The organism is Nocardioides marinquilinus, assembly GCF_039543705.1.
Lineage (GTDB): Bacteria > Actinomycetota > Actinomycetes > Propionibacteriales > Nocardioidaceae > Nocardioides > Nocardioides marinquilinus.
This window is the reverse complement of the sequence record NZ_BAABKG010000003.1, coordinates 54,344-78,681: the sequence shown is the minus strand read 5'-3', so window position 1 is coordinate 78,681 and position 24,338 is coordinate 54,344. Positions and strand designations below refer to the sequence as shown.

Here is a 24,338-nt window from a genome sequence, read left to right as displayed (position 1 = left end):
CGGGGTTCTCCACAGGCGTTCGTGCGACGGTCGCGGGCGGTCGGGGGCGCTGCCTAGGTTCACCGCCATGCGCAGCCGTCGACCCAGCCTCGAGCACCGCGAAGCCGTCTCCCGCCGTCTCGCGCTGCTCTCCGAGCAGCTGGCGGCCGGGCGGGTGGAGGCGCCCGGGGTCGAGGACGGTGCGGTCGACGAGGTCAACGAGGTCGACGAGGTCGACGGGCTGGACGACGGCCTGGAGGCCTGGCAGCGACCCGCGGCCGGTGGCGCGTGGTGGGACGACCACACCCGGGTCGTCCCCGCCCGCACGCCGTTGGCGGTGGTGCCCGAGGTCCTCGCACCGCCGGCCCGACCGGTCGCCGTCGCGGCACGTGAGCCGGTGCGCGTGCCGGTGCCGGGGCGGCACGCCGCCCGCCGGCCGGTGTCGTGGCGCGACCTGGTGCCCGAGACGCTGCGCGGACGGGTGCGGGTCGGGTCGAGCGGCCTGGCGGTGCTGGCCGTGCTGGTCGCAGCCGGTCTGGCGCTCACCTGCTGGTGGGTCGTGCGCGGTGACCCCGCGCCACCGGAGCCGTCGGTGCCCTCGGCCCCGGCCCCGGTCGACGGCGACCTCGTCGCCGTCTCGCCGGTGGGTGCGCCCACCGATCCCTCGGCCCCGCCGGGCCCGGCCGCGTCGTCCCCCGCGGCCGGGCCCGGCGGCACCCCCGGCACACCTCCCGGCACACCTTCCGGCACCGTCACGGTCGACGTCGCGGGCAAGGTCCGGCGTCCGGGCATCGTCGTCCTCGACGCCGGCGCGCGGGTGGTCGACGCGCTCGAGCAGGCCGGTGGCGCCCGTCCCGGGGTCGACCTCACCACGCTCAACCTCGCGCGCCTGCTCGTCGACGGCGAGCAGCTGCTGGTGGGCGTCGACCCGCCACCCGGCACCGCGGCCGTGCCCGTCGCGCCGCCGGGGGTCGCGCCGTCCGCGACCTCGCCGACGGCGCCGGCCGCCCTGGTCGACCTCAACCTCGCCACCCAGGCCGAGCTCGAGCTGCTGCCCGAGATCGGCCCGGTCACGGCCGCCGCCATCGTGGCCTGGCGCGACGAGCACGGCGGGTTCACGGCGGTCACCGAGCTGCTCGAGGTCACCGGCATCGGCGACGCGACCCTCGCGACGGTGAGCCCGCTGGTGACGGTGTGAGGCGGGGGTGACGCGGTGCCTCGCCTCGACGACGACACCGCACCGGCGCGCGCCGCCGCGGCCGACCTGCGGATGCCGCTGCTCGGCGCGGTGGCCTGGGGCGCGGCGCTGCTCGCCGGGACCGGCGGGCGGGGGCTCGCGGTCGTGGCCGCCGGGGTGGTGGTCGCCCTGGTGTCGGTGCGGCGTCTCGGCCGGGGTGCGGTGGCCACGGTGCTCGCGGCCGGGCTCGTCGGCTCGGCCGTGCTGGTCACCGCGCTGCTGCGGGCCGAGGCGGTCGGCAGCAGCCCGGTCGCCGACCTCGCCGAGGAGGGTGCGGTCGTCGAGGCGACCGGGGTGCTCACCTCCGACCCGCGTCGGGTCGAGAGCCCGTTCGGCGAGCAGGTCAGCGTCCGCGTGCAGGTGCGTGAGGTCGTCGGACGCGGGTGGCGCCACCGGTTGCGCACGCCGGTGGTGGTGCTCGGTTACCCCGCCTGGGCCGACGTGCCGCTCGGCGCCACGGTGCGCACGACCGGGCGGCTCGTCGCCACCGACGAGGGCCGCGGCTCCGACGTCGCCGCCCTGCTCACCGGAGCGAGCCCGCCCGAGGTCGTCGCCCGCCCCGACGTCTGGTGGCGGGGCGCGGCGGCGGTGCGGGCCTCGATCCGCGACGCCGTCGCGCACCGCCCGGCCGACCAGCGGGCGCTGGTGCCGGCCCTGGTCGACGGCGACGACGCCGGTCTCGACCCCGACCTGGAGGCCGACTTCGCCGCCACCGGCCTGACGCACCTGACCGCCGTGTCGGGCACGAACCTGACGCTCGTCGTCGGGTTCCTGCTGGTGGTGGCGCGCTGGTGCCGGGTGCGCGGTCGCTGGCTGCTGCTGGTCGCCGGCCTGGGCATCGTCGGGTTCGTGCTGCTCGCGCGCACCGAGCCGAGCGTCGTCCGCGCGGCGGCGATGGGCACGGTGGGACTGCTGGCGCTCGGCAGCAACGGTCGCCAGCGCGCCCTGCGTGGGCTGGGCGTGGCCGTGGTCGCGGTGCTGCTGGTGCAGCCCGGCCTGGCCGCCTCGGCCGGCTTCGCGCTGTCGGTGCTGGCGACGGCGGGCATCGTCGTCCTGGCGCCGGGCTGGCGCGACCGCCTCGCCCGGTGGCTGCCCCGGTGGCTGGCCGAGGCGATCGCCGTCCCGGCGGCGGCGCAGCTGGCGTGCACGCCGGTGGTGGCGGCGCTCTCTGGCCAGGTGAGCCTGGTGGCGGTGCTGGCCAACCTGCTGGTCGCGCCGGTGGTGGGTCCGGCGACGGTGCTGGGCCTGGCGGGCGGCCTGCTGGCCCTGGTGGCCGACGCCCCCGGTCGGGTGCTGGGCACCGGCGCCGGGTGGTGCGTGGGCTGGATCGTCTCGGTCGCCACCCACGGCGCCGACCTGCCGGTGGCCGCCGTCGGGTGGGGCACCGGTCCGGCCGCGCTGGTCACGCTCACCGCGCTGTGCGTCGGCCTGGCGCTGGTCGCCCCGCTGCTGCTGCGCTCGGCGGTGGTGGCCGTCCCCGTGGCGCTCGTGGCGGTCGCCGTCACGGTGGTGCCGCTGCCGACGCCCGGCTGGCCGGCCGACGGCTGGGTGCTGGCGGTCTGCGACGTCGGCCAGGGAGACGCGCTCGTGCTCAACGCCGGCGGGGGAGCGGCCGTGGTGGTCGACGCCGGGCCCGACCCGCAGGCCGTCGACCGCTGCCTCGACCGGCTCGACGTCGACCGGGTGCCGCTGGTCGTGCTCACCCACTTCCACGCCGACCACGTCGACGGCCTGCCCGGCGTGCTCGACGACCGGGCGGTGGGCCAGGTCTGGACGACGTCGGTGCTCGACCCGCCCGGGTCGGTCGAGCAGGTGACGAGCGAGCTGGCCGCGGCCGGGGTGGTGCCGACCCTGCCGCCCTCGGGCACCCGCCAGGTCGGCGGCGTGACCCTGCAGCAGGTGTGGCCGCCGCCGGAGGCGCCGCACGGCGGGCCCGGCGACGGCAGCACGGCCAACGACGCCAGCGTGGTGCTGGTGGCCCGGGTCGGCGGCGTCAGCGTGCTGCTCACCGGCGACGTCGAGCCGCCGGGCCAGGCCGCCCTGGCCCGGGCGCTGCCGGGCCTCGACGTCGACGTGCTGAAGGTGCCTCACCACGGCTCGCGCTACCAGGACGCCGCCTGGCTGGCCTCGCTGCGTCCCGAGGTCGCGGTCGTCTCGGTCGGCGCCGACAACGACTACGGGCACCCCGCGCCGTCCACGCTGGCCGTGCTGCACGACGCCGGCGCCGAGGTCGCTCGCACCGACGAGGACGGCGACGTGCTGGTCGTCGCCGAGGACGACGACACCCCGCGCGTGGTGGCCCAGCGGTAGCCGCCAGACCCGGCGGACCCGTCGTCCGGTTGTCGGCGGGCTGTGCCAGGGTGACGCCGTGGCGGGACGACGAGGCGGGCCGGCGGCGGGTCCGGGAGCAGGTCCGGGCGACGTGCTGGGCCGGGTCGTGCTGATCACCGGCAAGGAGGAGTACCTCGGCGAGCGTACCGTCGCCGCCGTCCGCGACGCGGTGCGTGCCACCGACGCCGAGGCCGAGATCTCCGAGACCGGCGCGGCCGAGCTGACGCTCGCCACCCTCGGCGAGCTGTCGGCGCCGTCGCTGTTCTCGAGCACCCGCTGCGTCGTCGTCCGCGGGCTGGAGAACCTGCCCGACGAGTCCGTGGCCGGGCTGGTCGACTACGCCGCCACCCCGGCCGACGACGTGTCGCTGGTGCTGGTGCACAACGGCGGCCAGAAGGGCTCCGGCACGCTCACCCGACTGCGCAAGCTGGCCTCGGTGACCGAGTTCAAGTCCGAGGAGCTGCGCGCCCACGAGGTGCCCGGCTTCGTCTCGGCCGAGGTGCGCCGCCGTGGGTCGACCATCGACGACGACGCCGCCCGGGCCCTCGTCGACGCTGTCGGCACCGACCTGCGGGCGCTGGCCTCCGCCGCCCACCAGCTCACCGACGACTTCGCCGGCGAGCGGCTCACGGTCGAGGGGGTCGCCCGCTACTTCGGCGGGCGCGCCGACGCCAAGTCGTTCGCGGTCGCCGACCACGCCTTCGCCGGACGCCGCGAGCAGGCGCTCGAAGAGCTGCGGTGGGCGCTCGAGCGCGGCACCGCGGCGGTGCTGGTCACCTCGGCCTTCGCCGGCAGCGCCCGCGGCCTGGCCCGCTACAAGGGCGCGCCGCGCGGCATGCGCGAGGCCGACCTGGCCCGTGAGGTCGGCGTCCCGCCGTGGAAGCTGCGCACGCTGCGCTCGCAGGCGCAGTCGTGGTCCGAGCCGGCGCTGGCGCGCGCCGTCCGGGCGGTGGCGCAGGCCGACGCCGACGTGAAGGGCGCGGCCGGCGACGCCCACCACACGCTCGAGAGCCTCGTGCTCACCGTCGCGTCGCTGCGCGAGGGCTGAAAAACACCGACTGACCCGTCGCCCACGGGCGACGGGTCAGTCGGAGATGGATCAGAGCGAAGCGGCGCGCTTCGAGATGGCCGACTTGCGGTTGGCGGCCTGGTTCTTGTGGATCACGCCCTTGGACGCAGCCTTGTCGAGCATGCGGTTGGCCTGACGGCCGAGCGTGACGGCCTCGTCCTTGTTGCCGGACTCGGCGGCCACACGGAACTTGCGGATGGCGGTCTTCAGACCGGACTTCACCGACTTGTTGCGCTCATGGCGCTTCAGGTTCTGCTTGTTGCGCTTGATCTGGCTCTTGATGTTCGCCACTGGATGCCTTCGTTGACGGGTGCAGGAACGCGACTCGCAAGACTACCGGCGCGTGATTCGGCCACCCAAATCGAGGTCGAGCCGCCGGGCGGCGGCGTCGAGCAGCCGCCGCGACTCGCGCCGCCGGAACTCCCGCAGCGTCGGCAGGCCGACGTCGGTGGCGGTGTGCGCCCGGTGGGCGAGGTAGGCGCCGAGGCCGGCCAGCCAGGCGGTCACCCCGGCGTCGCCGAGCGCGGCCAGCGGCGGCGAGGAGGCGAGCGAGGCGTCGAACCACGGCTCGTCGACCCGCTCGGCGCGGGCGAGCAACGGGTCGAGCCAGGCGGGTCCGACGCCGCAGGCGCCCCAGTCGACGAACACGACCTCGCCCGAGGGCCGCACCAGCAGGTTGTCGTTGCGCAGGTCGTTGTGCACCAGGTGCCGCCCCGGCCGCGCGGCCAGCGCGAGCAGCCCCGCGCGGACGTCGTCCGCCGCCTCGACGACCCAGGCCGGCAGGAGGTCGCGCGGGACGTCGGCGACGTGGTCGAGCGCCTCCGCCCAGGTCGTGAAGGTGACGGAGAGGTCGACCAGGCCGGGGCGGAACAGCCCCGGGCCGGTGCCGGCCTGCGGCACGGGCGGGTCGGGCACCCGCTCACGCATCACCGCGCCGAGCTCGTCGGTGGCCTCGAGCAGGCGGGCCATGACGGCGTCGTCGCGCAGGTCGGGGTGGGTCCCCTCGACGTCCTCGAGCAGCAGCGCCACCCAGCCGTCGGCCTCGTGGGCGTCGACCAGCCCGGCCCACAGCGGGTGGGAGCCCAGCATCCCCAGCACCTCGCGCTCGCGCCGGTAGAGCGCGGGGGTGTCGGGGTTGAGCTCGGCGCCCACGGCCTTGAGGAAGGCCCGGGTGCCGTCGGCGCAGACCAGGCGGCTCACGCAGCCGGGCGACATGCCGCCCTCCTGGTCGACCGCCCGCACCACGGGCGACCCGAGCACGCCCTCGACCCAGGCCCGCACCGGCTCGGGCACGGCGTCGTAGGCCAGGTGGACGCCGACGGCACGGGGCTCCGTCATCGGCCGCTCACGCCGTACCCGCCTCGTCCCAGCCGCGGCGCTCGGCGAGCCACGTCCAGCACACCTGGCCCTGCCAGCGCTGGTGGTCGCGCATGTGGGGCGAGGTGGGCGGCACCGGGTCGCCGGCGCTCTTGAGGAAGTAGCCGGTCATCAGCGCGAGCAGCGCGTCGACCGCCTCGGCCGGCACGCCGGCGAACGTGGGGTGGGTCGCCAGCACCCGCTCGACGTCGAGCCCGTCACCGCGCGGACCGACCAGCAGCATCGCGGAGTCGATCCAGGCGGCCCCGACCACGGGCCAGTTCCAGTCGCAGAGCACGACACGGCCGTCGTCGCGCACCAGCAGGTTGTCGTCGCGCACGTCGGTGTGGACCATCGTCGAGCCGGCGGTGAGGCCGGCGAACCCGGCGGCCAGGGCGGCCGCGTCGTCGAGGTGCGGCAGGTCGTGGGTCGTGCGGACGACGTCCCACAGGCCCGGCAGGTCGGCGAGGTCGTCGGCGAGGGTCGCCAGCTCGAGCCCGGGCGGCGGCGGGGTGAGCAGCCGGGCCACCTCGGCGAGGGCGTCGAGGGCGGCGTCGAGGTCGTCCTGCGTCCACGGGCGGTGCGGCGCCCGGGCGGCGACGTGCTCGATGCCCAGCACCACCCAGTCGTCGGCGTCGTGCACCCACAGCAGCCGCGGCGCCGGGACGCCGTCCGGGAGCGCGGCGAGCTTGCGGGCCTCCTCCCGGTACGACTCGGCGAACTGGCGCTGCGCCCTCGTCGAGGCCGCCTTGACGAAGTGAAGCGAGCCGTCGGCGCCCTCGAGCACGGAGGCGAAGCCGGGCGTGAAGCCGGCGTCGCGCGAGGACGCGTGCGCGACGGGCGTGCCGATGCGCTCCTCGATCTCCGCGCGCAGGAACGGCGGCAGGTGGGCCCACTGCAGCCGCCGCGCGGTGCGGCCGACCGGGGCCGGGTAGGACGGTGCTTCGCTCACCCCGCACATGCTCGCGGACGACGTCGCGGCGCCGCGACGGGGTTCTCGTCGCGGAAGCGGGACGCCGCCCGCCACCGTGGAAGAATCGCGGGGTACCCGTGCCCACCCCGTGACGCCGGCGACGCCTGACGCCCACCGCGCCAGCGACGCCGCCACCGCCGCCACCAGAGAGCATCCCGTGCCTGCCGCACTCCGCCCCGGTCAGACCGACCCCGCCGTCATCCGCAACTTCTGCATCATCGCCCACATCGACCACGGCAAGTCGACGCTGGCCGACCGCATGCTGCACCTGACCGGCGTCCTCGACGAGCGCAGCGGGCGCGCGCAGTACCTCGACCGCATGGACATCGAGCGCGAGCGCGGCATCACCATCAAGAGCCAGGCCGTGCGCCTGCCGTGGACCGTGCCGACCGGCAACGCCGAGGGCGCCGAGCCGGGCGACTACGTGCTCAACATGATCGACACGCCGGGCCACGTCGACTTCACCTACGAGGTGAGCCGCTCGCTCGAGGCGTGCGAGGCCGCCATCCTGCTGGTCGACGCCGCCCAGGGCATCGAGGCGCAGACGCTGGCGAACCTCTACCTGGCCATGGGTGCCGACCTGCACATCATCCCGGTGCTCAACAAGATCGACCTGCCCAGCGCCAACCCCGACAAGTACGCCGCCGAACTGGCCGGCCTCGTCGGCTGCGACGTGGACGACGTGCTGCGGGTCAGCGCGAAGACCGGCGAGGGCGTCGAGACGGTGCTCAACGAGATCGTCAAGCAGACCCCGGCGCCGGTCGGCGTGGCCGACGCCCCCGCCCGCGCGCTGATCTTCGACTCCGTCTACGACACCTACCGCGGCGTCATCACCTACGTGCGCGTCATCGACGGCAAGCTCAGCCACCGCGACCGCATCAAGATGATGAGCACCAACGCCACCCACGAGATGCTCGAGATCGGCGTCATCAGCCCCGAGCAGGTCAAGGCCGGCGAGCTCGGCGTCGGCGAGGTGGGCTATCTGATCACCGGCGTGAAGGACGTGCGCCAGAGCCGCGTGGGCGACACCGTCACCAGCCAGCACCACGGCGCCACCGAGGCGCTCGGCGGCTACAAGCACCCGAACCCGATGGTCTACGCCGGGCTCTACCCGATCGACGGCGACCAGTACCCCGACCTGCGCGAGGCGCTCGAGAAGCTGCAGCTCAACGACGCCGCGCTCGCCTACGAGCCCGAGACCTCGGGCGCGCTCGGCTTCGGCTTCCGCTGCGGCTTCCTCGGCCTGCTGCACATGGAGATCACCCGCGACCGCCTCGAGCGGGAGTTCGGCCTCGACCTCATCTCGACCGCGCCGAACGTCGTCTACGAGGTGACGATGGAGGACGGCACGCACCACGAGGTGACCAACCCGAGCGAGTACCCCGACGGCAAGGTCTCCGAGGTGCGCGAGCCCGTCGTCCGCGCCACGATCCTCAGCCCGTCTGACTTCATCGGCACGATCATGGAGCTGTGCCAGACCAAGCGCGGCACGCTGCAGGGCATGGACTACCTCTCCGAGGACCGCGTGGAGATGCGCTACACGCTGCCGATGGGCGAGATCGTCTTCGACTTCTTCGACCAGCTGAAGTCGCGCACCAAGGGCTACGCCTCGCTCGACTACGAGCGCTCCGGCGAGCAGGCCGCCGACCTGGTGAAGGTCGACATCCTGCTGCAGGGCGAGCCGGTCGACGCCTTCAGCGCGATCGTGCACCGCGACACCGCCTACTCCTACGGCGTGATGATGGCCGGCAAGCTCAAGGAGCTCATCCCGCGCCAGCAGTTCGAGGTGCCCATCCAGGCCGCCATCGGCACCCGTGTGATCGCCCGCGAGAACATCCGCGCGATGCGCAAGGACGTGCTGGCCAAGTGCTACGGCGGCGACATCAGCCGCAAGCGCAAGCTGCTGGAGAAGCAGAAGGAGGGCAAGAAGCGGATGAAGATGGTCGGCCGCGTCGAGGTGCCCCAGGAGGCGTTCGTCGCCGCGCTCTCGACCACCGGCCCGGCGGGCGACAAGCCCAAGAAGTGAGCGACGGCCGCGCCCCGACGTTCGAGGTCCGCCCGGTCGGCGACGACCAGTGGGACGTCGTGGCCTGGCTGTGGCAGCTGTTCCGCCACGACCTGGCGACCGTCGTCGGCGGGCTGCCCTACGCCGACGGCCGCTACCGGCACGCGTGGCTGGACCCGCTGCCGAACGACGACGCCGCGGGCTACCTCGCCTGGTGCCCGCACCCGAACGGCGGCGAGGCACCGGTGGGACTGGCGATCGTCCACGGCCTGCGCGGCGAGCGCCGCCGCGTCCTGGCGTTCTGGACCTCGCCCGTGCTCCGTCGCGCGGGCCTCGGCACCGGCCTGGCGCTCGACGTGCTGGCCCGGCACCCGGGTCCCTGGTCGATCGCCTTCCAGCGCGACAACGCCGCCGCGGCCGCGTTCTGGCGGCGGGTCGCCACGACGGCCTTCGGGGCGGAGGGCGAGGCCTGGGACGAGGAGCCGCGGGTGGTGCCGGGCAGGCCGCACCTGCCCCCCGACCACTGGATCGAGTCCCGCGCCTGATGGCGGTCGTGGTGCCCCCGGGGCTCGAGGCGCAGCGCGCGCTCGGGCCGCGCTGGGCGACCTGGCTCGACGGGCTGCCCCGGCTGGCCGCCGACGTCCTCGACGAGTGGGGCCTGACGATCGACGCCGACGACGGGACGCCGAGGCACGGGTTCTGCTCGCTGGTGCTGCCGGTGCTCACCGACGACGGCGTGCCGGCGGCGCTCAAGCTGCACCTGCCCGACGAGGAGTCGGAGCACGAGGCGCTGGCGCTGCAGCGCTGGGGCGGCGACGGGGCGGTGCGGCTGCTGCGGGCCGACCCGCGGCGCTTCCTGCTGCTCCTCGAGCGGCTGCACCCCACCGACCTGCGCGACCACTGGGACCTCGAGGCCTGCGAGATCGTCGCCGGCCTCTACGGGCGGCTGCACGTCGCCGCGCCGCCGCAGCTGCGCCCGCTCACCGGCTACGTCGAGCGGTGGACCGAGGGGCTGGCCGCCCTCCCACGTGACGCCCCGGTGCCGCACCGGCTGGTCGAGCAGGCGGTCGGCCTGGGCCGCTCGTTCGCCGCGGACGACGCCTCGACCGGCCGCATGATCCACGGCGACCTGCACTACGAGAACGTGCTCGCCGCCGACCGCGAGCCGTGGCTGGCCATCGACCCCAAGCCCGTGAACGGCGACCCGCACTACGAGGTGGCACCGTTGCTGTGGAACCGCTGGGACGAGTTGGCCCACGACGTCCGCGGGGGAGTGCGGCGTCGGTTCGAGACCGTCGTGGACGCCGCCGGGCTCGACGAGGACCGTGCGCGCGACTGGGTCGTCGTCCGCATGATGCACAACGCGCTGTGGGAGCTCGAGGACGCCGAGCGGCGCCCGCTCGACCGGGACTACCTGACGATGTGCGTGACGCTGGCCAAGGCCGTGCAGGAGTAGACCTCGGCGGGACCTACAGCCCCCAGACCTCCCGCAGCCGTGCGGCCACGGGCGCGAGCAGCGCCTCGAGCTCGGCCCGGTCGGCGTCGTCGAGTGCCAGGTAGGGCGCCACGGCCAGCTCGTCGGTGAGGGTCTCGACGCGCTGCTTCACAGTGCGGCCGGCCTCGGTGAATCCGCCGGCGTCGTCGACCAGGCCGCGGGTGCGCAGGCCGTCGACGACGGCGTCCAGCTGCGCGCGGGGCAGGTGGTGGATGCGGCCGAACTCGTGGGCGGCCAGGCCCATCGACAGCGCGTGCAGCACATGGCTCTCGGTGCGGCCGACGCCGCACACCATCAGCGCCGCCACGTGGCCGTCGCCGCGGTGCTCGCGCAGCAGGACGGCGGCGTGCCACAGCCGGTGCAGCGGGTCGCCGTCCGGGGCGGACGGCGGCACGGGCAGCGCGCGCAGGGCGGCGTGCATCGGCCGGCCCTCCAGCGGCGCGCTCACCGCGGCCGTGGTCAGCAGGTCGGCGGCGCGGGCGAGCGACGGCGCGTCGGCGAGGTCGCCGAGCCCCGCGCGCAGCCCCGCGACGCACCCGCGCTCGTGGGCCGCCCGTGCGGCGGCGGGCGTGACGACGTCCCACACCGAGGGCACGTGGCGGGCCACCTCGCCCGGGGCGAAGCTGTAGAACAGAGCGTCGACCACCTCGGCCGGCACGGGTCCGAGCGGCGCCGCCCGGGCCGCGAAGTAGCCGTCCCAGTAGGTGCGGGTCAGCCCGATCCCCGCCATGGCCGCGTTCGGCTCCTCGGCCGCGTAGGCCACCATGCCGATGGGCTCGACGAGGTCGTGGAGGCGGCGGGCGTCGGTGGCATCCATGGGGGCGCAGACCTCGGGGACGGCGGGAACTCATCGCGTGGTCCCGAGCGTTTGACGAGTGATCTAGGTTACTGGCCAGCAACCTCGGCTCTGCGTGCCCGACCCGCCGACACCCCGCCCAACCCAGGAGTGCCATGCCCGTCAACCACGACACCACGTTCGTCGACAACCTGCCGCAGAACGTGGCCGTGCAGTTCCTCGACCGCGTCGCGGTATCGCCGGACGCCGAGGCGTTCCGGTTCCCGCGCGGGGAGTCGTGGGAGTCGGTGACCTGGAAGCAGGCCGGCGAGCACGTCTCGCGCCTGGCCGCCGGGCTGCTCTCGCTGGGCCTCGAGCCCGAGCAGCGGGTCGGCATCGCCTCCGGCACGCGCTACGAGTGGATCCTCGCCGACCTCGCCATCATGTGCGCCGGCGGCGCCACCACCACCGTCTACCCGAGCACCAACGCCGACGACGTCGCCTTCATCCTCAGCGACTCCTCGTGCCGGTTCGTCTTCGTCGAGGACGACGAGCAGCTGGCCAAGCTGACCGAGCAGGAGGCCGAGCTGGGCGAGGTCGAGAAGATCATCACCTTCGGCTCCGCGCCGGCCGGTGAGGCCGACGCGAAGGTGATCACGATGGACGCGCTCGCCGAGCTCGGCGACGCCTACCTCGCCGAGCACCCCGACGTCATCCGCACCACCGCCGACGCGATCCCGGCCGACCAGCTCGCCACGCTCATCTACACCTCCGGCACCACCGGGCGCCCCAAGGGCGTGCGCACGCTGCACCGCGCCTGGGTCTACGAGGGCTCGGCCATCAAGGCGCAGCAGATCCTCGACGAGACCGACCTGCAGTTCCTGTGGCTGCCCATGGCGCACTCCTTCGGCAAGGTGCTGCTCTCGACGCAGCTGGCGTGCGGCTTCGCCACCGCCATCGACGGCCGCGTCGAGAAGATCGTCGACAACCTCGGCGTCGTGAAGCCCACCTTCATGGGCGCGGCCCCGCGCATCTTCGAGAAGGCCCACGCCCGCATCGTCACCATGACCGCGAGCGAGGGCGGCGCCAAGGAGAAGATCTTCAAGAAGGCCTTCGCCGTCGGCCTGGCCGTCGACGAGCGCACGCTGGCCGGGCAGAAGGTGCCGCTCGGCCTGAAGCTGCAGCACCGCGTCTTCGACAAGCTCGTCTTCAGCAAGGTGCGCGACCGCTTCGGCGGCCGGGTGCGGTTCTTCATCTCCGGCTCGGCCGCGCTCAACCCCGACATCGCCCGCTGGTTCCACGCCGCCGGCGTGAAGATCCTCGAGGGCTACGGCATGACCGAGAACGCCGCCGGCGCCACGGTCAACCACCCCGACCACTACAAGCTCGGCACCGTCGGGCCTGCGATGCCGGGCAGCGAGGTCAAGATCGGCGAGGGCGACGAGGTGCTGCTGCGCGGGCCGCACATCATGGCCGGCTACCACAACAACCCCGACGAGACCGCCAAGGCGCTCGACGCCGACGGCTGGCTGCACACCGGCGACAAGGGCTCGCTCGACGCCGAGGGCTTCCTCACCATCACCGGCCGCATCAAGGACCTGTTCAAGACCTCGGGCGGCAAGTACATCGCCCCCTCGGCCATCGAGGCCAAGTTCAAGGCGATCTGCCCCTACGCCAGCCAGTTCATGGTCTTCGGCAACGACCGCAACTTCGTCGTCGCGCTGATCACCCTCGACCCCGACGCCATGGCCGACTGGGCCAAGGAGAACGGCAAGGAGGGCCAGGACTACCGCCAGGTCGTCTCCTCCCGTGAGGTGCACGACCTCGTGGCGGGCTACGTCGAGGAGCTCAACGCGAAGCTGAACCGCTGGGAGACGGTGAAGAAGTGGGAGATCCTCGGCTCCGACCTCACCATCGAGTCCGGTGAGCTCACACCGTCGATGAAGGTCAAGCGCAGCGTGGTCCAGGCCAACAACCAGGACCTCATCGACAGCTTCTACACCGGCTGAGATCGCGCCACACCGACGGCACACCGACGGCACAGCAGGCTCACAGGCGGGGTGGTCAGGCTCGGGCCATGACCACGCCGCCTGTGAACCACGACCACGACGAGCACCGCGAGGGGTTCGACCACGACCTGCCGGTGATGCAGGCCAAGGGGATGGTGCGCCGTCCCGCGCACCCCGACCGGCCGCTGGCCCGGCGCGGCGTCCTCGGCCTGCTCGGCGGGCTGGGGGCCGTGGCCGTGGTCGGCTGCGCGGCCGAGGGGACGTCGTCCACCTCGTCGGGCACGTCGTCGTCCTCGGGATCGGGCGGCGGCCCCGGCGGCCCGCCCGACGGCGGCGGGGCGGGGATGGCGGTCTCGCAGGCCGACCTCGACGACGGCGACATCCCCGAGGAGACCGCCGGCCCCTACCCGGGCGACGGCAGCAACGGTGTCGACGTGCTCACCGAGTCGGGCATCGTGCGCTCCGACCTCACCGCGAGCTTCGGCGACGCCACCGGCGTGGCCGAGGGCGTGCCGCTGACGATCGCGCTGAAGGTCTACGACAACGGCGCCGACGGCATGACGCCCTACGAGGGCGCGGCGGTTTACCTGTGGCACTGCGACCGCGAGGGCCGCTACTCGCTGTACTCCGAGGGCGTCGAGAGCGAGAACTACCTGCGCGGGGTGCAGACGGTGGCCACCGACGGCTCGCTGACCTTCACCAGCATCTTCCCGGCCTGCTACGACGGACGCTGGCCGCACCTGCACTTCGAGGTCTACGGCTCGCTCGACGACGCCACCAGCGGCGGCACCAAGCTGCGCACCTCGCAGATCGCCTTCCCCGAGGACGTCTGCCAGACCGTCTACGACACCGCGGAGGGCTACGAGGCGAGCGTCTCGAACCTCGCCGGTGTCTCGCTCGACAGCGACGGCGTCTTCGGCGACGGCCACTCGCTGCAGCTGGCGACGCTGACCGGCTCGGTCGACGACGGCTACACGCTGCGCCTCAACGTGCCGGTCTGAGCCGCCGTTCGGAGGCGTCGGCTATCACTGGGAGATGCACCGCGAGATCGAGCGCGCCTACGACATCGGGCCCGGCGTCCCGCTGCCCGACCTGACCGCCGTCGAGGGCGTCGCCACCGTGACTCCGCCGCGGGTGGTCGAGCTGAGCGCCACCTACCTCGACACCGACGACCTGCGGCTGGTGCGCTCCGGCGTCACGCTGCGCCGCCGGCTCGGCGGCGACGACGAGGGCTGGCACCTCAAGGTGCCGGTCGGCCCGGTGCGGGCCGCCGCCCGCGACGAGGTGCAGCGGGCGGCCGGTGCGACCGCGCGGGCGCCGCGGCCGCTGACCCGGGCGATCACGCCCTGGACCCTCGGGCGCCCGGTCGCGCCGGTGGCGGTCATCGAGACCCGTCGCACCCTGCGGCACCTGCTCGGCGCCGACGGGCAGGTGCTCGCCGAGGTCGCGGACGACGAGGTCGTCGGCACCCCGGGTGACGGCGGGCCGGTCAGCACCTGGCGCGAGCTGGAGGTCGAGCTGGTGGGGGCCGGCCCGGCGCTGCTGGACGCCGCCGACGACGTGCTCGCGGCGGCCGGCGTCCACCCGCGGACCGAGCAGCGCAAGATCGGCACCGTGCTCGCGCACCGGCTGCCCACACCGGACGACGACGGGCCGCCGGCCGCCGACAGCCCGGCGGGCGTCGTCCTGACCCGTCGTCTCGTGGCGCTCGTCGGCGACCTGCGCCGCCACGACAGCGAGGTGCGACGCGGCGTGCCCGACGGGGTGCACCAGCTGCGGGTGACGTGCCGGCGGCTGCGGGGGGCGCTCGCGACGTTCCGTCCGCTGCTCGAGCGCGAGCGGACCGACCCGCTGCGCGACGAGCTGCGGTGGCTGGCGCGTGCGCTCGGGTCGGGGCGTGACGCCGAGGTGGTGGGCGACCGGCTGCTGTCGCTCGCCGCCGCGGAGGGCGCGGTCGACGCGGCCGCCCGCCGCCGGGTCAGGCGCAGCACCACCGCGCGGCTGCGCGAGGCCGACGCACGGGCGCAGGACCTGCTCGACTCACCGCGCCACCGGCGGCTGCTGCGACGGCTCGACGCCCTCGCCGCCGAGCCGCCGCTCACCGACCGCGCCGCGAAGCCGGCCTCGAAGGCGCTGCGCCGCCGGGTGCGCCGCGACTGGCACCGGCTGCCGGGCCGGTTCGACGCGGTCGGCGACGCGGAGCCCGGCACCCGCGAGCACGACGAGGCCCTGCACGAGGTCCGCAAGGCGGCCAAGCGCCTGCGCTACGCCTGCGAGGCGCTCGAGCCGGTGTGGGGCCGCGACGCCCGGCGGCTGCGCAAGACTGCCCAGCAGGTGACGCGGGTGCTCGGCGAGCGCAACGACACCGTGCTCACGCGTCGTGAGCTGCCCCGGCTGGCCCGCGAGGCCACGGCGTCCGGTGAGAACGCGTTCGGCTACGGCGTCCTGTTCGCGCGGGAGGAGCAGCGAGGCGCCGAGCTGGACGCCGACCTCGACGCCGCCCGCCACCGCCTCGCCCGGCCCGCGCGCCGTCGCTGGCTGAAGGGCTGAGCGGGCGACAACGGGATAGTCCGGCTCAGATGGCCTGCGAGACGCTCGACATGTTTAAGTCGGGCACGCGGAGGGCCGGGGTGGCGGTGCGGGAGAAGTAGTCGTCGCCCCACTCGCGGCTGAAGCTGGGCACGGTCGCCGAGGCGTGGCTGAAGCGGCGCAGCAGGTCGACCGGGCTCTCGTTGAACCGGAAGTTGTTGACCGACGCGGTCACCTCGCCGTGCTCGACGAGGTAGACGCCGTCGCGGGTCAGGCCGGTGAGCAGCAGCGTCTGCGGGTCGACCTCGCGGATGTACCAGAGACAGGTCAGAAGCAGGCCGCGCTCGGTGCCGGCGACGAGGTCGGCGACGCTGCCCGTGGCGCCGTCGACGGCGAGCACCAGGTTGTCGACGGCCGGGGTGACCGGCTGGGAGGTCATGGCGGCCGAGTGGCGGGTCTGCAGCAGCGAGGTGAGCTCGCCGTCGCGGATCCAGTCGGTGGCGCCGAGCGGCAGGCCGTTGTCGAAGACCGACGCGTCGTTGCCGGACGACGCCGCGGTCACGAACGGCGCGCACTCCAGCCCGGGGTGGGCCGGGTCGCTGAACAGGCGGACGCCGGGCGCGGCGATCGGCTCACCGATGCGGGTTCCCGTGGGGCGGCGGCTGAAGACCGACTGGCCCTCCCACGCGGTGCGGGCGCCGGCCGACCAGTAGGCGTCGATGACGAGGTCGGCCACCGAGCTGGGCGGCAGGATCGTGTCGTAGCGGCCCGCCGGCAGGTCGACGCGGCGTCGTCCCCAGGCGAGCCGCTGCTCGAGCTCGGCCTCCATGGCCAGCGCGTCGACGTCGGTGAAGTCGCGGGTGGCGCCACCGACCCAGGCGCTCTCGGTGTGGCCCGGGCCGCCGACCGCGGCGCCGGTCTTGCCGGTGCAGCCGTAGTGGCCGGTGGGCTGCACGTGCCGCAGGCGCAGACCGGTGCTGGAGCCGAGGTAGGTGGTGGTGACCTCGTGGTTGACGAAGCCGTAGAGCACCCGGCCGGCGCTGCCGGCGCGGCCGAACGCCTCGCCCAGGGCGGGCGCGAAGACGTCGTAGACGTGGATGTCGGTCGGCACCGGCGCGTCGTCCCAGTCGACACCGGCCGGGCTGTCGTCGGGGGTGAGGAGCGGGTTGGCGTCCTCGGCCGGTCCGGCCGCACGGGCGGCGGCGTCGGCCCGGCGCACCAGGTCGGTGACCTGCGCCTGCGTGGTCGCGCTGCCGCTGACCGAGCCGGACGACGTCCCGCCGCCCGAGCCGACGAACGAGACCACCGTGACGCCCACCGAGCTCATCACGCCGTTCGTGGTCAGGGTGTTGTTGGCCCACCGCAGGTTGGCGGTCGACTGCGCGCGCACGATGACGACGCAGTGGTCGGCGACCGAGGCGGCCAGCGCCTGCTCCACCAGGCTCTGCGGGTGCACGGCGGGCACGGGGGACGCCGCGCCGCTCGGGTCGGTGGCGGTGCTCATGCGCCGCCCTCCTCTCGCGTGTTGAGGATGCGGACGCCGCGGAACAGCGACGTCGGGCAGCCGTGGCTGACGGCCGCGACCTGGCCGGGCTGGGCCTTGCCGCAGTTGAAGGCGCCGCCGAGCTCCCAGGTCTGCGCGCCGCCGACGGCCTCGAGCGAGCCCCAGAAGTCGGTGGTCGTGGCCTGGTAGGCGACGTCGCGCACCTGACCGGCCAGCTCGCCGTCCCGGATGGCGTAGAAGCGCTGCCCGGTGAACTGGAAGTTGAACCGCTGCATGTCGATCGACCACGACTTGTCGCCGACGACGTACAGGCCACGCTCGACCCGTCCGATCAGCTCGTCGGTGCCGGGGGCGTCGGGGGAGGGGTCGGGCTGCAGCGAGACGTTCGCCATGCGCTGGATCGGGATGTGGCCGGGGGAGTCGGCGTAGGCGCAGCCGTTGGAGCGCGGCCGGCCGTCGAGCTGGTTGAGCTCGGGCAGCATCACCCCCATCGGCCGGTCGAGCTGGTAGCCGACCAGGACGCCGTCACGCACGATGTCCCACGACTGCGTCTGCACGCCCTCGTCGTCGTAGCCGATCGTGGCGAGGCCGTGCTCGACGGTGCGGTCGCCGGTGACGTTCATGACGTCGCTGCCGTAGCGCAGGGTGCCGAGCAGGTCGGGCGTGGCGAACGACGTCCCGGCGTAGTTGGCCTCGTAGCCGAGCGCGCGGTCGAGCTCGGTGGCGTGGCCGATGGACTCGTGGATGGTCAGCCACAGGTTGCTGGGGTGGATGACGAGGTCGTGGTCGCCCGGCTCGACGCTGGGCGCCTTGAGCTTCTCGGCGAGCAGCTCGGGCACCTCGTCGATCTCGGCGTCCCAGTCCCAGGCGCCGGGCGCCCCGTCGGCGCGGCCCACGACGTACTCCCAGCCACGGCCCACGGGCGGCGCGATGCTGCTCATGGAGTCGAACGTGTCGGCGCCGGCGCCCATGGCGGTGAAGGTGGGCATCAGCCGCACCCGCTGCTGGGTGGTGCGGGTGCCGGTGAGGTCGGCGTAGTACTTGTTCTCCTGCACCTGGGCGAGAGCGGCGCTCGCGTGGTCGACCGCGGCGCCGGTGCGCAGCCGCTCGGTCCAGTCGACGAGCACCGCGACCTTCTCGCCCGTGGCCACCTCGAGCGGGTTGACGTCGTAGGCGCTCACCCAGGTGACGTCGTCGTAGGTAGGCTCGTCGGCCAGCTCGACCGGACGGCTCGTCATCTGGGCGGCGACCTTCGCGACGGCGACGGCGGTCTCGGCCACCCTCACCGCCTCGTCGGTGGTCAGCACGACGCCGGACGCGAAGCCCCAGGCGCCCTCGTGCACCACCCGGACGGCGAAGCCGAGGTCCTCCGCGTCGCTCGCGCCCTGCAACGCGCCGTCGCGCACCCGCAGGCTCTGGTAGCGCACCCGCTCGAAGCGGAAGTCGGCCTGCCCGGCGCCCAGCTCGCGGGCCCGCGCGAGCGCCGCGTCGCCCAGCGAGCGGTAGGGCAGGTCGGTGAAGGTCGGGTCGAGACCGCTCATGGAGCGAACCTAACGGGCTAGTACCGTGCCGCGCGTGGCAGGACCCGCATGGCTCGGCATCGGTGCGCAACGCAGCGGCACCACCTGGCTCACCGACCTGCTGGTGCAGCACCCGCAGGTGGGGCTCGGCACCAACGGCAAGAAGGAGCAGCACCTGCTCCACAAGGTCGGCGACGGCCGGCTCGCCGCCGACGACTACCTCGCACTGTTCCCCGACGACGGCGTCGCGCGTGGCGACTGGACGCCGCAGTACCTGCGGCACGCCTCCACGCCGGCGGCCGTGGCCCGGCTGCTGCCCGACGTGCCGCTGCTGGTGGTGCTGCGCGACCCGGTCGAGCGGTTCCGCTCGGCCATGCGGCTCGCGGCCACCCGCTCGAAGTCGTGGCCCTACCCGGTGCCGATCACGGTGCAGACCTGGACCGGCTGCTACGCCGACCAGCTCGACATGTGGGCGGCCGCCGTCGGCCGCGACCGGCTCAACGTCATGGTCTTCGAGCAGGTGCGCGACGACGTCGACGCCACCGTGGCGCGGCTGTGGGGCCTGCTCGGTCTCGACCCGGTGCCGCTCAGCGACGTCGACCAGGCCTCGGGGTCGTCGTCCAAGGCCGACTGGGACTGGACCCCCGGCCTGCGCGAGTCGCTCGCCACCCTCTACCGCCCCCAGGCCGAGCGCCTCGAGCGCGACTGGGGCCTCGACGTCTCCGCCTGGAGATCGTTGCGCTAGCCCACGCTGACCCGTCGGACATGTCTGACGGGTCAGCGTCGATCTGGGGTCGACCCGTCGGACATGTCTGACGGGTCGGCCCTCGCCGTCGTCCGGACCCGGGTCGGCGGCAGCAGGTCAGCGGCGGAGGGTGAGGGTGGAGCCGCCGCGGCGGGTGGTGGCGACCACCAGCTGGGTGGGGATGCGGTCGCGCATCTCGGCGACGTGGCTGACCACGCCGACGACGCGGCCGCCGTCGCGCAGGGCGTCAAGGGTGTCGAGGACGTCGTCGAGGGTGTCGGCGTCGAGTGAGCCGAAGCCCTCGTCGACGAACAGGGTGTCGAGGGCGGCGCCGCCGGCCTCGTGCGCGATGACGTCGGCCAGGCCGAGCGCCAGGGCGAGGGAGACCACGAAGGTCTCGCCGCCGGAGAGCGTGGCGGGGTCGCGGGTGCGCCCCGACCAGTCGTCGCGCACCAGCAGGCTCAGGCCGCCCCGGGTCTCGCCGGCGCCGCGGTGTCCGGTGTGCTCGAGGCAGTAGCGGCGGTCGGTCATGCCCGCGAGCCGCTCGTTGGCGGCGTCGACCACCTGGCCGAGCCGGTAGGCGAGCACGTAGGCCGACAGCCGCATGCGCAGCTCGTTGTCGGCCGAGGTGCCGTCGACGAACGACGCCAGCCCGGCGGCGACGGCGAGGTCGCGCCGCAGCGGCAGCCACCGGGTCAGGCAGCGGTCGAGGTCGCCGCGGTGGTCGGTGAGCCGGGCGGCGCGGTCGGTGGCGCGGGCGGACCAGGCGCGGCTGCCGGTGAGCGCCTCGAGCGCGGTGTCGTGCGCGGCGTCGGCCAGGGCGAGGTCGAGGACGCCGGGCGGCGCACCCTCGGCCCCGGCGGGGGTCTCGGCCAGCACCGCCTCGGCCGCCTCGCGCCGGCGCTCGTGGCGGACCACGGCCTGCTCGAGGTGGGCGAGCGCGGTGGGCTCGAGCGCGGCGGCCAGTGCGGGCTCGGGGGCGTCGAAGCCGGCCTCGTGGGCCGCGGCCCCGAGGGCGGCGGCGGCCTCGACGGCGGCGGCGCGGGCGGTGGTGGCCTCGCGGTCGCGGTCGAGCGCGTGCCGGGCGGCCGTCGCGACGGCGTCGTGGTGGTCGACCAGGGCGTCGAGGGACGCCGCACCCTGCAGGACGGCGTCGAGCTCCGCCGCCAGCTCGGCGACGGCTCGGGCGAGCCCGGCGTGCTCGTGGGCGGCGCGGTCGGCGTCGGCGGCGAGGGTGCGCAGGTCGTCGTCGACCCGGGCGCGCTCGGTCTCGGCCTCGGCGTGGCGCTGCTCGAGGTCGGGCAGGCGGCCGGCGGCGCGCAGCGCGGCGCCCAGCTGCTCCTGCAGGTCGGCGAGCCGCTCGGCGAGCGCCGGCGCGGGGTCGTCGCCGGCGCGGGCCCGCGCGGCGACCAGGTTCTGCTGGAGGTCGCGCACGGCCTGGTCGTGCAGGTGCTCGACCGCGGCGGCGTCGTCGATGGCGGCCTGCGCGGCCCGCTCGGCGGCGGCGTCGGGGGCGTCGGAGCGGGTGCGCGCGCGGTGGGGGTGCTCGGCCGACCCGCAGACCGGGCACGACTGGCCGACGACCAGCGCCTGGGCCAGCTCGGCGGCCATGCCGTCGATGCGCGCCAGCCGCAGCGCGACCAGCTCTTCGCGCAGGGTCACGGTGTGCTCGCGGGCGGTGAGCCAGGCCGCCTCGGCCTCGCGCAACCGGGGCTCGAGCCGCGCGACCTCACCGTGGGCGTCGAGGCGCACGCGTGCGGCCTGCGCGGCGACCGTGAGCGGCTCGACGCGGGCGGCGGCCTCGCGGGTGGCGTCGAGGTCGGCGCGGAGGGCCGCCACCTGGTCGGGCAGCCGCTCGGCCCGCTCGGTGGCGCGCTCGAGCTCGGCGGCCAGCCGCTTGCGTGTGCCCTCGGACTGGCGCAGCCGGGCCCGGTCGGCCGCCAGCCGCTCTGCGCGCGGCCGCACGGCGCGCGCCGCGGCCGCGGCGGCGTGGGCGCTGGTCAGGACGGCGTCGAGGTCGGCGTCGAGGTCGGCGTCGAGGTCGGGGTCGAGAGCGGCGTCCGGCCGGTGGGCGAGCTCGTCGACCCGGCGACGGGCGGCCGTGGCTGCCCGCTCGCTGCTGCCGACCGCCTCGGCCCGTGCTGCGGCCAGTCGGGCCAGGGGCACCACGGCGGCCGCCCGGCGGGCGGCGTCGAGCCGGCGGACGTCGGCCTCGTGCGTCCCGGCGGCCGCCTCGAGCTCGGCGAGCTCGAGGCGCACCCGCTCGGCCCGCTCGTGACGTGCCGCCGCCTCGCGCGCCGCCTCGAGCCCCGCCCGGGTCTCGGCCTCGTGGACGGCGTCCGAGGCGAGCCGCTCGGCGCTCGCGGCCTGCTCGTCGCGGGCCGCCTGCACCAGCGCGTCGAGCCAGGCGGCGAGCGCGCCGTCGTCGGCCAGGGGGCCGAGGGCGTGCAGGTCCCAGCCGTCGGGCAGGCCGGTGCCGGCGGCCTCGCTGGCGCGGCTGACGAGGTCGGCCGCCTCGCGGTGCAGGGCGGCGTCGGAGCGACGCAGGTCGGCGCGGTGCTCGCGCAGCCACTGCTCGACCGCCTCGAACCGGCCGGTGCGGAACAGCTGCTGCAGCAGCCTGTGCCGCTCGTCGGAGGTGGCACGAAGGAAGGCCTGGAAGCGGCCCTGCGGCAGCATCGCGACCTGGGTGAACTGGGTCAGGGTGAGGCCGAGCAGCCGGCCGACGAGGTCGCCGGTCTCGTCGATGCGGCTGCTGAGCGGCGTCCAGGTGCCCCCCACCAGCTCGCTGACCGTGGCCCTCGCGGGCTCGGTCGTGGTGCCGGTGCCACGACGCTTGGGACGCTGCCACGACGGGGCGCGGGTGAGCCGGAACCGGCGTCCGGCCAGGGTTGCCTCGAGCTCGACGCGCGGCGCGACGCCGTCGTCGGCGCGGTCGCAGCGCAGCCGGCGGGCGGTGCCGCGGTCGCCGGGCACGTCGCCGTAGAGGGCGAAGCAGACGGCGTCGAGCACGCTGGTCTTGCCGGCGCCGGTGGCGCCGGTGAGCAGGAACAGCCCGGCCGCGCCGAGCTCGTCGAAGTCGACCTCGACGGTGTCGGCGAACGGGCCGAACGCGGTGACCTCGAGGCGGTGCAGCCTCACCCGGTGCCCCCGCGCTCGTGCTGCTCGCCACCACCGCAGCAGGCGTCGAGGGCGCGGTCGAGCAGCGCCCGCTCGGGCTCGGCGGCCGGCGCGCCGCGCAGCGTGACGACGAAGTCGAGGGCGATCTCGCGGTCGCTCAGGCCGCCGGCCGCGGCGGCCGGGGCGGCGCCGAACGTGGGCGTCGCGGCGGCGAAGGCGAGCGAGAGCGCGTGCGGGAACCGGCGCCGCAGCCGCTCCATGGCCTGCTGCGGGCGCACGGCGTCGGTGAGCGTGGCCTCGACCCAGGCGCTCTCGTGGACGTCGAGCCGCGGGTCGACGAGCAGGTCGTCGAGGGTGCCCTCGAGACGCGCGAGCGGGCGCGGCACCGGGGCGTCGACGAAGGAGGCGGTGACGGCGCCGCCGGCGCCGAGGTCGACCAGCCACGCCCCCTTGCGGTGCCCGGCCTCGGAGAAGGAGTAGGCGAGCGGGGAGCCGCTGTAGCGCAGCCGGTCGTGCAGCACGTGCGGGCCGTGCAGGTGGCCGAGCGCGACGTAGTCGACGCCGTCGAACAGGTCGGTGGGCACCCGGGCGACGCCGCCGACGCTGATGTCGCGCTCGGAGCGGCTCGGCTGCGCGCCGGCGACGAAGGCGTGGGCCAGCACGACCGAGCGGGTACCGCGCCGGGCGGCGAGGTCGGTGCGCACGCGGCGCATCGCCTCGCCGAGCGCGGCCGCGTGCGAGCGCTCGTCGAGCCCCCACGGCGCGGCCACGGCGTGCGGGTCGAGGTAGGGCAGCCCGTGGACGGCGACCGGCCCGTGCTCGTCGTGCAGCACGACCGGCGTGCCGACGCCGGCGAGGTCGGTGCGCAGGTGGACGCCGGCCTCGTCGATCAGCCGGGCGCTGAACCCCAGGCGCTGCGCGGAGTCGTGGTTGCCGCTGGTGAGCACCACGCTCGCCCGCGACCGCGCCAGCCGCACCAGCGTCTCGTCGGCCAGGCGGACGGCGTCCACCGGCGGCAGCGCGCGGTCGTAGACGTCGCCCGCGACCACCACCAGGTCGACCCGCTCGGACTCGACCACCTCGAGCAAGTGGTCGACGTAGGCGGCCTGGTGGCCGAGCATCCCCTCACGGTGGAACGACCGGCCCAGGTGCCAGTCGGAGGTGTGGAGGATGCGCATGCCTCGCACGGTAGGGCGACCCGCCGACAACGCGGTGGACCCGCGCCGTGGGGGCTGGGGAGGGGGTGTCGTGGACCGGGGTGGGCGGTGCGTGGGTGACCGGATGTGGGTGCGGAACGGTCACCAGGTCACCGCCGTCCGGGGGCGGGTCGCGGTTGCGGTTAGTAAGTGACCGATTGCGGGTGCGGAACGGTCACCAGGTCACCGCCGTCCGGGGGCGGATCGGGGTAGCGGTGTGGTGGTTACCGAATGTGGGTGCGGAACGGTCAACAGGTCACCGCCGTCTTGGTCGGGTCGGGGTGGCGGTGAGTCAGTGACCGAATCCGGCTGCGGAACGGTAATCAGGTCACCGCCGCCCGGGGCCGAGCCGCGGTGGCGGTGAGTGAGTGACCGAATGCGGGTGCGGAACGGTCACCAGGTCACCGCCGGCCAGGGCCGAGCCGCGGTGGCGGTGAGTAGGTGACCGAATGCCGGTGCGGAACGGAAACTAGGTCACCGCCGCCCCGGGGCACG

18 protein-coding genes are annotated in these 24,338 nt (G+C 75.1%); 10 read left to right on the top strand and 8 right to left on the bottom strand.

The annotated features are described in order from the left end of the window. Nucleotides 1-67 precede the first annotated feature (67 nt). Genes ABEA04_RS11435 through holA form a run of 3 tightly spaced genes read left to right on the top strand, consistent with a single transcriptional unit; the run spans nt 68 to nt 4,595 of the window. Nucleotides 68-1,177 carry a ComEA family DNA-binding protein gene (locus ABEA04_RS11435; protein WP_345458435.1) on the top strand — a complete coding sequence of 370 codons (1,110 nt, stop codon included), beginning with the start codon at nt 68-70 and terminating at the stop codon, nt 1,175-1,177. Between the two features lie 15 nt (nt 1,178-1,192). Then, entirely contained in the window at nt 1,193-3,526 is a 2,334-nt protein-coding gene (locus ABEA04_RS11430) for a ComEC/Rec2 family competence protein (protein ID WP_345458433.1), read from the top strand. Between the two features lie 58 nt (nt 3,527-3,584). Beyond that, nucleotides 3,585-4,595: a DNA polymerase III subunit delta gene (holA, locus tag ABEA04_RS11425; protein WP_345458431.1), complete on the top strand. Its 1,011-nt coding sequence runs from the start codon at nt 3,585-3,587 to the stop codon at nt 4,593-4,595. Between the two features lie 51 nt (nt 4,596-4,646). On the opposite strand, the gene rpsT is transcribed toward holA, so the two are convergent. The 3 genes from rpsT to ABEA04_RS11410 are packed head-to-tail and all read right to left on the bottom strand — an operon-like array spanning nt 4,647 to nt 6,924. Continuing rightward, nucleotides 4,647-4,907 carry a 30S ribosomal protein S20 gene (gene rpsT, locus ABEA04_RS11420; RefSeq protein ID WP_345458429.1) on the bottom strand — a complete coding sequence of 87 codons (261 nt, stop codon included), beginning with the start codon at nt 4,905-4,907 and terminating at the stop codon, nt 4,647-4,649. A gap of 42 nt (nt 4,908-4,949) precedes the next feature. After that, nucleotides 4,950-5,954: a phosphotransferase gene (locus ABEA04_RS11415; protein WP_345458427.1), complete on the bottom strand. Its 1,005-nt coding sequence runs from the start codon at nt 5,952-5,954 to the stop codon at nt 4,950-4,952. 7 nt (nt 5,955-5,961) lie between these two features. Continuing rightward, a complete protein-coding gene (locus ABEA04_RS11410; RefSeq protein ID WP_345458425.1) occupies nt 5,962-6,924 on the bottom strand; it encodes a phosphotransferase in 963 nt (320 codons plus the stop codon). Nucleotides 6,925-7,102: 178 nt separating this feature from the next. On the opposite strand from ABEA04_RS11410, the gene lepA reads away from it, so the two are divergent. Genes lepA through ABEA04_RS11395 form a run of 3 tightly spaced genes read left to right on the top strand, consistent with a single transcriptional unit; the run spans nt 7,103 to nt 10,406 of the window. Next, nucleotides 7,103-8,971 carry a translation elongation factor 4 gene (lepA, locus tag ABEA04_RS11405; protein ID WP_345458423.1) on the top strand — a complete coding sequence of 623 codons (1,869 nt, stop codon included), beginning with the start codon at nt 7,103-7,105 and terminating at the stop codon, nt 8,969-8,971. After that, entirely contained in the window at nt 8,968-9,495 is a 528-nt protein-coding gene (locus ABEA04_RS11400) for a GNAT family N-acetyltransferase (protein ID WP_345458421.1), read from the top strand. Before lepA ends, ABEA04_RS11400 begins: the two co-directional genes overlap by 4 nt. Then, entirely contained in the window at nt 9,495-10,406 is a 912-nt protein-coding gene (locus ABEA04_RS11395; RefSeq protein WP_345458419.1) for an aminoglycoside phosphotransferase family protein, read from the top strand. The genes ABEA04_RS11400 and ABEA04_RS11395 overlap by 1 nt, the downstream gene beginning before the upstream one ends. Before the next feature lie 13 nt (nt 10,407-10,419). Here ABEA04_RS11395 and ABEA04_RS11390 read toward each other — a convergent pair whose 3' ends face one another. Further along, the gene (locus tag ABEA04_RS11390; RefSeq protein ID WP_345458417.1) at nt 10,420-11,262 is read right to left on the bottom strand and encodes an SCO6745 family protein; all 843 of its coding nucleotides are present in this window, start codon (nt 11,260-11,262) and stop codon (nt 10,420-10,422) included. Nucleotides 11,263-11,396: 134 nt separating this feature from the next. Between ABEA04_RS11390 and ABEA04_RS11385 the strand changes: the two genes are divergently transcribed. The 3 genes from ABEA04_RS11385 (at nt 11,397) to ABEA04_RS11375 (ending at nt 15,779) form a co-directional block, all read left to right on the top strand. After that, nucleotides 11,397-13,229 (top strand): AMP-dependent synthetase/ligase, encoded by a 1,833-nt coding sequence (locus ABEA04_RS11385; RefSeq protein WP_345458415.1) that lies wholly within the window; start codon nt 11,397-11,399, stop codon nt 13,227-13,229. Nucleotides 13,230-13,297: 68 nt separating this feature from the next. Beyond that, a complete protein-coding gene (locus ABEA04_RS11380) occupies nt 13,298-14,230 on the top strand; it encodes a dioxygenase family protein (protein WP_345458413.1) in 933 nt (310 codons plus the stop codon). Nucleotides 14,231-14,264: 34 nt separating this feature from the next. After that, nucleotides 14,265-15,779 carry a CYTH and CHAD domain-containing protein gene (locus tag ABEA04_RS11375; protein WP_345458411.1) on the top strand — a complete coding sequence of 505 codons (1,515 nt, stop codon included), beginning with the start codon at nt 14,265-14,267 and terminating at the stop codon, nt 15,777-15,779. 25 nt (nt 15,780-15,804) lie between these two features. On the opposite strand, the gene ABEA04_RS11370 is transcribed toward ABEA04_RS11375, so the two are convergent. Together ABEA04_RS11370 and ABEA04_RS11365 are read right to left on the bottom strand one after the other, a co-directional pair. Then, nucleotides 15,805-17,262, bottom strand: a complete 1,458-nt coding sequence (locus tag ABEA04_RS11370; RefSeq protein WP_345458409.1) for a metallopeptidase TldD-related protein — start codon at nt 17,260-17,262, stop codon at nt 15,805-15,807. Beyond that, nucleotides 17,259-18,803, bottom strand: a complete 1,545-nt coding sequence (locus tag ABEA04_RS11365) for a TldD/PmbA family protein (RefSeq protein WP_345458407.1) — start codon at nt 18,801-18,803, stop codon at nt 17,259-17,261. The genes ABEA04_RS11370 and ABEA04_RS11365 overlap by 4 nt, the downstream gene beginning before the upstream one ends. Before the next feature lie 34 nt (nt 18,804-18,837). Between ABEA04_RS11365 and ABEA04_RS11360 the strand changes: the two genes are divergently transcribed. Further along, nucleotides 18,838-19,527 carry a sulfotransferase family protein gene (locus ABEA04_RS11360; RefSeq protein WP_345458405.1) on the top strand — a complete coding sequence of 230 codons (690 nt, stop codon included), beginning with the start codon at nt 18,838-18,840 and terminating at the stop codon, nt 19,525-19,527. 117 nt (nt 19,528-19,644) lie between these two features. Here ABEA04_RS11360 and ABEA04_RS11355 read toward each other — a convergent pair whose 3' ends face one another. Both ABEA04_RS11355 and ABEA04_RS11350 read right to left on the bottom strand, forming a co-directional pair. Continuing rightward, on the bottom strand, nt 19,645-22,668 hold the full coding sequence (locus ABEA04_RS11355; protein ID WP_345458403.1) for an AAA family ATPase: 3,024 nt from the start codon (nt 22,666-22,668) through the stop codon (nt 19,645-19,647). Continuing rightward, nucleotides 22,665-23,825, bottom strand: a complete 1,161-nt coding sequence (locus ABEA04_RS11350) for an exonuclease SbcCD subunit D (protein ID WP_345458402.1) — start codon at nt 23,823-23,825, stop codon at nt 22,665-22,667. The genes ABEA04_RS11355 and ABEA04_RS11350 overlap by 4 nt, the downstream gene beginning before the upstream one ends. Between the last annotated feature and the right edge of the window lie 513 nt (nt 23,826-24,338).

What these genes read in the sequence shown, in the direction of transcription:
- ABEA04_RS11435 (WP_345458435.1), top strand. Translation starts at nt 68, where the DNA reads ATGCGCAGCCGTCGACCCAGCCTCGAGCACCGCGAAGCCGTCTCCCGC.
- ABEA04_RS11415 (WP_345458427.1), bottom strand. Translation starts at nt 5,954, where the DNA reads ATGACGGAGCCCCGTGCCGTCGGCGTCCACCTGGCCTACGACGCCGTG.
- ABEA04_RS11395 (WP_345458419.1), top strand. Translation starts at nt 9,495, where the DNA reads ATGGCGGTCGTGGTGCCCCCGGGGCTCGAGGCGCAGCGCGCGCTCGGG.
- ABEA04_RS11390 (WP_345458417.1), bottom strand. Translation starts at nt 11,262, where the DNA reads ATGGATGCCACCGACGCCCGCCGCCTCCACGACCTCGTCGAGCCCATC.
- ABEA04_RS11385 (WP_345458415.1), top strand. Translation starts at nt 11,397, where the DNA reads ATGCCCGTCAACCACGACACCACGTTCGTCGACAACCTGCCGCAGAAC.
- ABEA04_RS11380 (WP_345458413.1), top strand. Translation starts at nt 13,298, where the DNA reads ATGACCACGCCGCCTGTGAACCACGACCACGACGAGCACCGCGAGGGG.
- ABEA04_RS11375 (WP_345458411.1), top strand. Translation starts at nt 14,265, where the DNA reads ATGCACCGCGAGATCGAGCGCGCCTACGACATCGGGCCCGGCGTCCCG.
- ABEA04_RS11370 (WP_345458409.1), bottom strand. Translation starts at nt 17,262, where the DNA reads ATGAGCACCGCCACCGACCCGAGCGGCGCGGCGTCCCCCGTGCCCGCC.
- ABEA04_RS11365 (WP_345458407.1), bottom strand. Translation starts at nt 18,803, where the DNA reads ATGAGCGGTCTCGACCCGACCTTCACCGACCTGCCCTACCGCTCGCTG.
- ABEA04_RS11350 (WP_345458402.1), bottom strand. Translation starts at nt 23,825, where the DNA reads ATGCGCATCCTCCACACCTCCGACTGGCACCTGGGCCGGTCGTTCCAC.